Genomic DNA, 8,818 nt, shown 5'->3' on the forward strand with positions numbered 1-8,818 from the left:
CAGTCGCTATTGTTGTATATAAAGGTTTAATACCTGTAGTTGGCCGAATGCTTACTTATCTTTGTGAATAACATTAATTTCATAAATAGCTGGCGGAGCTATTGATCGAGTGATATTTAATCTTAATTTAGATGTTTGATAACTCTTGGGAAAATGAATTACTTTACAATCCCCCATTAATTCGTCCGAAACATAAATACATTTCCACTGATTATTTTCTAATATTTCAATATTATATTCTTGAATCCTATTAAGTCTTTCTGTTGTAAAACCATCAGGTGCAACATGTTGTTCACAAGCTTCAAATATAGAAATTTTATTAAATGGTTTTTGAGGAAGCATAATCGTTAATGTTGCTATTGTATCCGCAGCTCTCCACAGAGTTTGCATACCTCCATCTGTTGCGTATTTTCCACCATATAATTGAATATTTTCTTGAAAAACAGACGATGGTACAACCTCAGAATTTAAAGATAATAGTTCTCCATTTTTAGGCAATGGCTTATCCTTTTTTATTCCTATTCTCTTTGCTAGTTCCATTATAGCATTAGCCTCATACTCACGTATATTACCTGTTTTATCAGGAGGTATATTTATAACAAGTGTATTGTTATTATCAGTACACCAATAGAATAATTCTTCCAATTCATCTAAACTACGTACAGGTAAATTTTTTTCCTTTTGAAACCAAGTCCATGCTTTACTAATGCAAAGTGTATGTTCAAATGGCAAATAATAAGATTCTCCTTGATATAGGTATCTTTTTTTATCTAACTTATGAGCAATCTTAGGATCCCATAAACGAAAATCACTAGGAAAATACTGGAAAGTATATTTGTTATCAATAACCATAGAATCTGGCAAAACAGACTTTCTTAGGTCATCTGGATAAGATATTGTATGATTAACCCCAACAGCACACTTAGGCTGTATCTTCTTTATCATCGAATATATTTTTGGTAACTGCCAGTCTTTCACAGGCTTATCCCAACCTCCATCAAACCAAACTTCACATATGGAACCATAATTTGTAAGCAACTCTTTCAATTGATTAGACATGTATGTAATGTAGTCATTAAAGTTTTTAGACTTATAACTTTTCTCATGCCTATCCCATAATGAATAATAGATTGCAAACTGGAGTCCATATTTCTTACATGCGTCTGACACTTCTTTAACAATATCTCTCTTTACAGGAGAAGCCATCACATCATAATCAGTATATTTGCTATCCCATAAGCAAAACCCATCATGGTGCTTTGTGATAAGCAACACATATCTAAAACCAGCTTCACTAGCTACTTTTACCCACTGGTCACAATTTAAATTAGTAGGATTATATGTATCTACAGGTATACTTCCATCAGACCATTCTAACTCAGCAAAAGTATTGAGACCAAAGTGAATAAACATACCATACCCTCGTTTAATCAGTTCTTTTTGTGCCAAATTATAATGGTTGTTTGGTTTTAGCTCCTGAGCTGTTAGACACGATATAATATTTACCATTATAAAAAATAAAATAGTTTTCATGACTTCATGATTTTATATCAATTGATGAGTAAAATTAGTTATAATCTCCATTATATAATTATTCTAAGACCTCGAAAAATCACCATCCTGGGTTTTGCTTTAACGATCCTTTTGAAAGGTCTATATCAGTTAATGGAATTGCCCACAAATAATCTCTATTCGGATTAAACTTTCTATTTTCTACCCATAAATACTCCCCATTCATTTTCTTTCCATATACCGGCTTAGTAACAACAAATTCGGTTGTTCTCCAGTGACGTGTATCATAATAATATACACCTTCAAAAGTAAACTCTATTCGCTTTTCTTTTCGAATTATGTTTCTCATTGCTTCCTTATTTAGATTTTCTGGTAAGGATGGCATATTCACTCTATTTCTAACTTTATTAACTGCATGATATACTTCTGCTGTAGGACCTGAAATTTCGTTCAAAGCCTCTGCATAAACTAATAAAATCTCAGCATAGCGTATATATATAAAATTTGTCCAACCCAGATAATTCATACCGTCATTTGCAGGATTAATATATTTTCTCATACTATATCCTGTTCTGGTGGAATTACCATCCCCAACACGACCTTCAGAACTGAATATTTTGTCAGCTATTACACTTCCATCGTGTAAAATAGAATATTCTAATCTAGGATCTCTATTCAGAAAAGGATTATTTTCATCATATAGCGGAGACTCTTGAATAGATTTTCCATCTATACATTCGTACGTATCAATCAGATCCTTTGTTGGTGAAACAGCCTCCCATCCCCCCATCATTTGCGGTGCAAAAAACTGATCTATATCACTTCCAAGAGATTTATCTTTTGCATTTTCCATATACTGTCTATCAAATATAACCTCGACATTATTTTCATATGTAGGCAAAAATAGTTCTGCATAATTTGGATGTAAGTCATATATCCCTAGAGTAATAAGTTCTTTTGCATATTTAGCTGCCTCTTTATATTTATTCATAAAATTGCTTATAATAGCCTTTTCTGCTATTGCAGCCCCTTTTGTTGCTCTTCCCACTTCTTCTTGCGTTATAGGAAGTAGTGTAGCAGCTGAATCTAAATCACTAATAATAAAATTATAAACGTCCTCTTCTGAACTACGTGATGGTATTGGATCAGAAAAAGAAAGTGTTGTTTTTAAAAGAGGAACTCCACCATACAGTTTTAATAGTGTTGCATAAAAAAAACCACGTAGAAAGTAGATTTCTCCTCTAAATACATTTTGTTTCTTTTTATCCATATTTACCTTATCTATATTTTCAAGGCCAATATTACATCTGCGAATACCTTGAAAAGCTTGTTTCCACACTTGTTGAAAATATGAATTTGTTGAAGTTGCTGTTCCTGATGAAAGTTCTCCTTGAGCAGCAGTAACATGAACTGGTACTGCGTTATCAGTATAACAGTCGGTCATAATTGCATGATTTTCGGGGGCTAACGTATATCTGTATAAGCCTATAGTATATTTATATACATCATCCTCTGTTTTCCAAAAAGAAACATCTGATAACTGATGATTGGGAACTTCATCAAGGAATGAATTATTACAACTTGTAAATACGTTACAAAATAAAAAGATTAAAGTTATTACTGTAAATATTTTTTTCATAGTACACAATATTTAAAAAGATAAATTAACACCAAAGGAATAATTCCGTGTTAATGGATACAAAGTTGATGATGTAACCATTTCTGGATCTAAACCTTTAAAATTCGTAATCGTAAATAAATTATCAATACTACAATACAAACGTAAATTAGAAATACCCCAATTTGTCAAAAGGTGTTTAGGTATTGTATATCCAATTTGTAGATTTCTCATCTTTAAATAAGAAGCATTTTGAACCCAAAATGATGAAGTCATATAATTTCTACTAGAACTACTCAGTGTAAGACGGGGGTAAGAGGCATTTATATTATTTGGCGTCCATCTATCAAGCCACTCTTCTGTTACTTTACCACCATTCATAAAAGCTTGACTAATTTCTCCTGCAGTTACACCTTTAACCATACCAGCACCTTGCATCAGCATGGTAAGATCAAAATTTCGGTATTCGCAATTCAAACGTAAGCCAAAATTTATCTTTGGAAATGTGGAGCCTAATGATATTCTATCACTTTGATCTACAACATTATCATTATTAATATCTGCATATTTTAAGTCTCCAGGTACAGCTCCCCATATTTGTGAACAAGAGTTATCTATTTCCTCTTGTGTTCTAAAAATGCCTTCACATACATATCCATAGATATTATCTACAGGATCTCCAACCGATCTTCCTGGTATATCTCCACCGTTCAAATCTGTTATTTCGTTTTTGACGTAACTAAAATTGAAAGATGCAGAATACTTAAATAAGTTGAGCTGGTTTCGATGCGTCAAAGCTAATTCAAAACCAGTATTACGTACCTTTCCTGCATTTTGCATAGGAGCATCTACACCAATTAAATCTGGCATAGGCAATTTTAATAGAATTGCATGTGTATTTTTTAGAAAGAAGTCACCAGTAAAAGATAGTTTCCCTCCCCAAAAGTCTGCATCTATACCTACATCTATTTGGTCTGTTTTCTCCCAAGTAATAGCTGAGTTAGCCATCACATCATTAATTGAGATACCTGAAAATAAAGTATTGCCAAAGCTATAATCATATCCGAAAGAATATGTATCATAGAATAAATAGTCATCAATTTCTTGATTTCCTAGCTGTCCCCAAGAAGCTCTTAACTTAAGGTTATCAACAAAATCAACTTTAAAGAAGTTTTCTTCCGATATACGCCATCCAAATGAAAAAGAAGGGAATAGTCCAAAACGATTATGTTTAGGAAATCTAGAGGAACCATCATAGCGAAGATTAGCTTCAAAAAGATATCTGTCATCAAATCCATAATTGATACGTCCAAATACAGATCTAAGAGCATAAGTTACGCTCTTTCCTCCTGTTTCTTGAGTAGTAACGTCACCTGCATCTATTTCTCCTAATGAGTTATTGGCAGGTAAATCCTTTCGCAAAGCTTTTAATAATCTATATTGATTATGAATTTGTGAATATCCCAGCAATCCTTTCACAAGGTGTTTGCCAAATGTTTTATTATAGTCTAAATATGCTTGTAAATTAATTTCTAATGACTTTTTATCTTGGTTACTAACCATACTTCGAGTCGACTTAATAGGTTCCTTAGAATCAACAGAATAAAAATCCATTTTCTTCTGATCTACATATACATCTTCTAAATTAAACGTAGCAGAAGCATTTCCTTTTAGTGTTAGGCCATCTATTATTTTATATGAAAGACCTGCACTTCCCTGAAAGTTGCTATTATATATATGAGATTCTCCACTTAAATTTGCTTCTGCTACAGAGTTGTGTTCATTCAGATACAAGCCATAATTGCCATTCTGATACCGTATAGGCATTAAGGGTGACTCACGAAATGCGTGATACATAATATTCCATAAGTCAGTATCTGGATCAGATACTTTATGCGTAGCTGGAGCTTTTCTATCATCTCGAGAGGCAGATAAATTTAATGAGATATCTAATCGTTGACTAATTTTACTGTCTATATTTGAACGTATATTAAATCTATTATATGACATATTTGGCATTAGCCCATCCTTCTTATAAAAGCCTGCAGCCAAAGAATATTTCATATCTTCTTTACCACCAATGATGCTTAAGTGGTGATTATGAAATATTCCTCGTTCACTTAAAACGGCTTCCACTTGATTACTATTAGCAAAGTGATCAGGATCTGTTCCGTCTTTTATAGTTTGGAGAACTTCTTCAGAGTAGGGTGCATTAGCTCCATCATTTCTGTAAGCTTCATTCAGCAGCAAGGCATAATTGTAAGAATCTAAATATTTAGGTAATCTACAAGCATCTTGCCATCCTACATATCCATTGTAAGAAACCTTTGGCTTTCCAACAACTCCCCTTTTAGTTGTAATTAGAATTACACCATTAGCTGCTCGCACGCCATAAATAGACGAAGCTGCTGCATCTTTTAATACAGAAATACTAGCTATATCATTAGGATTCACATTATTAATAGATGATTCTACACCATCAATTATAACCATCGCATCTGCATTTCCAAGCGTTCCAATACCTCTAACTCGCAAATTACCCATATCTGCTCCAGGTTGACCAGAGTTTTGCACAATGGTTACTCCTGGAACCTGCCCTGTTAGCATATTAAAAGGATCTGAACTTGTACGGTTATCTAACATTTTTGCATCAATTGTACTAACCGCACCTGTTAGATTCACTTTCTTTTGAGATCCATAACCTACAACCACCACTTCATCTAGTGTTTCTGTATCTTCTTTCAGAGTAATATTAAGGAAAGATTTATTTCCTACCGGAATATCTTGAGTATTATAACCAATATAAGAAACTTGCAAAGTAGCATTGCTTGGAACGGACAAATCAAAGTTACCATCTATATCTGTAATACTTCCTACAGTGGCATCTCCTTTTAAAGTTACATTGGCACCAATAATAGGTTCCCCGGCCGAATCTTTTATAGTACCCTTAATTTTCTTAACCTTCTCATCATCTTTCAGAGTGATAACAATATAATTGTTATTCACTTGATAGACACAATTGGTTCCTTTTAGCAAATCCGACAGAATTTGCAATACATCCTGATTCTTTTGATTCAAGACAACTTGCTTATTGACATCCAGTTGTGAAGTGTTATAAGCAATCTTATACTTCGAAACAGATTCAATTTTCTCAAACGCTTGCTTTAAAGAAAGACGTTCCCCATTGAAGGAAACTTTCTGTGCATTAACAGAGAGGCTGCCGGCTAGAAATAAACCAACACCAAGCCCCAACACTCGAATAAATTTCTTGTTCATTTCATATTAGATTTATTAACGACATAAGGTGTACGTACATGAGAAAGACAATTCAAATAAATACTACACCCAATGGCTTTATGTTAATAAATACTAAACCGCTATCTTAAATAGATATTCTTGCCAACAATTTCATATTCTATACCGGGAACCAATATTTTAATGATTTGAAGTACTTGCTCCAACGATTCATTTCTATTAAAATGAACTCTCAAACTTTGATTCTGGTAAATAGATGTACGCACATGGAATTTCACACCATACACACGTTCCAAAGTATGAAGAACATCATTAAACGGCACATTGCCAAAGAACAACCCTCCCATACGCCAATCGGAGTGGGAAACAGCATTCACTTTATGCTGCTGTACTGTCCCTGTGGAAGGAGTATATATCAACTGGTCATTGGGTTCCAGAAAATATTTATCCGGTTGTTTATTTACCTTTACCTGTAACCTGCCGGTTTCCAATGTAGCCATTATCTGATTATTGTCCGGATACGCCGAAATATTGAATGTCGTACCAAGCACTTCCAACTCTAAATGGTTGGTAGTGACAATAAAAGGATGCTCTTTATCTTTTGAAACTTCAAAGAACCCTTCTCCCGCAATATAAACATTGCGAGATTCAGATATGAAACTGGAGGGATATATCAACAAAGTACCGGCATTAAGCCAAACCTTACTCCCATCAGGAAGAACCACTTCTTCACGTGTACCCATAGCTGCATAGCGCTGCATATAAGTCACTTCAGACAACGTCTCCTTCACATAATCCTTTGCAGAATAATAATGGTAAGCCGAAACACACACCATAATGAAAGGAATAGTCCAAATAGCAGCTACTCTCCCCCAATTTATTCTTTTCGTATTTCTTATATGTTCCCGATGTACAAATTCGATAGTCTGTTCTTCTTTTTTAAATTCTAAAGAGGTCTCCAAATTATAAAAAGCCTTCTCTATTTTTTCGTCAGAGCAAGAAGCATCGTCCAGTTTATCCCAAATTTGTGAAACAGCTTCTTCTCTTGCTTTATCTTCCACAGGAAAAACCATACGATTATAAACACGTTCTGTTATCTCATCAGAGACTTCATGATGAAAGAAAAAGTCTATTATCTTATGTATATAATTATTCATTTTCACATTTTATATAAAAAAGACAGTTCTGTCTTATGATATACCTAAACCGACAGTATTAAATAAACTAAAATAGAAAGAGCCAAAGCGTCTCTCAGTTCATTTAAAGCGATATTCAAATGATTCTCCACCGTTTTTTTCTGTATCCCCAGTTTCTCTGCTATTTGTTCGTTAGAAAGTCCTTTTATCCGACTCAACTTATATATCATTTTCCTTTTAGGAGGCATCTCATTCACTACCATATCAATTAATAATTGCAAATCTTTCGCTATCAATTTATCATAAGGAGTATATTCATCAGAAATCTCGGGAACATTATCTTCGCTTGTAAACCGGGAAACTTTTTTAGTTGTGATATAATTAAAAACGGTATATTTGGTAAGCATGAACAAATAAGAATCAAAATGATGTACCTTGTGAAAAATCGCTCTCTTATTCCATAGTTTTATAAAGACAATTTGAGTCAAATCCTCAGAATCATCCAAATCTTTTATAAATCCCCGTATAAAAGCATATACCTTAGGATAAAACAGCTTGAATATCTTATGAAAGGCTTCATGGCTGCCAGAGGCAAATTCTCCTACAACTTCCGGTTCTACAATCATTTATTAAGATTAATTCAAATGAAACGGGTGTAAATGTAGGGAAATTATTAGAAGATACCAATTTTTTATTCTAAAAGTATAATTTTCGTTTATAGAGATAAAGGAATACAAAACGAACTGCCTCCTATATTCGAACAGCAACATATCACTCGAATATGGGAAGCGGAAAGAAATATCTGCAAACAAATTTATTTTGTCAAAGTTAAAGATCGTTACTGATTTCATATAATCCAACCAATTGTTGATTACGTTGGCAATCGAGATTGAGAATTTATAATAAACATGGTTCATTAACTTTTTTAGATTATAAGCCATAGTTGCCAATAAGACATGTTTGTTCGCGAATTTTATACCTCTGGTATGTACTTTTCTCATAGCCCTAAAATCAAGCAATGTGCCTAAAACCGATTCGACTGTGGCGGAACTTAATTTTTTCATTTTTCATCCCATTGGTGAATGTTAACTTTAGTTTGCCTTGCTGTTCATGCTAATCTACCAAAAAATAACAGTCGTCGAAATTCTGTTATGGTGTATATATGTTTTTATACTTTATACATTGTAAGACGAATACATACAGCTTTTCTATCTATCGGTGAATAAAGAATTTACATCTATCTCTTCCATCCCAAGCACCCTCTCGATATCTTTCAGTATTCTGGTATAATTGTCAG

At 33.5% G+C, this 8,818-nt stretch carries 5 protein-coding genes; all 5 read right to left on the reverse strand.

Annotated elements, in window-relative coordinates; all coding sequences use genetic code 11:
- Window positions 1-51 precede the first annotated feature (51 nt).
- Entirely contained in the window at window positions 52-1,533 is a 1,482-nt protein-coding gene (locus ACT8YW_RS20350) for an alpha-L-fucosidase (RefSeq protein WP_444106960.1), read from the reverse strand.
- 79 nt (window positions 1,534-1,612) lie between these two features.
- Window positions 1,613-3,151: a RagB/SusD family nutrient uptake outer membrane protein gene (locus ACT8YW_RS20355; RefSeq protein WP_008670557.1), complete on the reverse strand. Its 1,539-nt coding sequence runs from the start codon at window positions 3,149-3,151 to the stop codon at window positions 1,613-1,615.
- A 12-nt stretch (window positions 3,152-3,163) separates the two neighbouring features.
- On the reverse strand, window positions 3,164-6,406 hold the full coding sequence (locus tag ACT8YW_RS20360) for a TonB-dependent receptor (protein ID WP_008670556.1): 3,243 nt from the start codon (window positions 6,404-6,406) through the stop codon (window positions 3,164-3,166).
- Window positions 6,407-6,507: 101 nt separating this feature from the next.
- Entirely contained in the window at window positions 6,508-7,542 is a 1,035-nt protein-coding gene (locus tag ACT8YW_RS20365) for a FecR family protein (RefSeq protein WP_117695204.1), read from the reverse strand.
- A 44-nt stretch (window positions 7,543-7,586) separates the two neighbouring features.
- Window positions 7,587-8,147: an RNA polymerase sigma-70 factor gene (locus tag ACT8YW_RS20370; protein ID WP_008670553.1), complete on the reverse strand. Its 561-nt coding sequence runs from the start codon at window positions 8,145-8,147 to the stop codon at window positions 7,587-7,589.
- Window positions 8,148-8,818 lie beyond the last annotated feature (671 nt).

Origin of the sequence: Bacteroides sp. (assembly GCF_052357945.1) — a bacterium.
Taxonomy (GTDB): domain Bacteria; phylum Bacteroidota; class Bacteroidia; order Bacteroidales; family Bacteroidaceae; genus Bacteroides.

Bases quoted from the DNA above. Each gene is read 5' to 3' on its own strand.
- ACT8YW_RS20350 (WP_444106960.1), bottom strand. From the start codon at position 1,533: ATGAAAACTATTTTATTTTTTATAATGGTAAATATTATATCGTGTCTA.
- ACT8YW_RS20355 (WP_008670557.1), bottom strand. From the start codon at position 3,151: ATGAAAAAAATATTTACAGTAATAACTTTAATCTTTTTATTTTGTAAC.
- ACT8YW_RS20360 (WP_008670556.1), bottom strand. From the start codon at position 6,406: ATGAACAAGAAATTTATTCGAGTGTTGGGGCTTGGTGTTGGTTTATTT.
- ACT8YW_RS20365 (WP_117695204.1), bottom strand. From the start codon at position 7,542: ATGAATAATTATATACATAAGATAATAGACTTTTTCTTTCATCATGAA.
- ACT8YW_RS20370 (WP_008670553.1), bottom strand. From the start codon at position 8,147: ATGATTGTAGAACCGGAAGTTGTAGGAGAATTTGCCTCTGGCAGCCAT.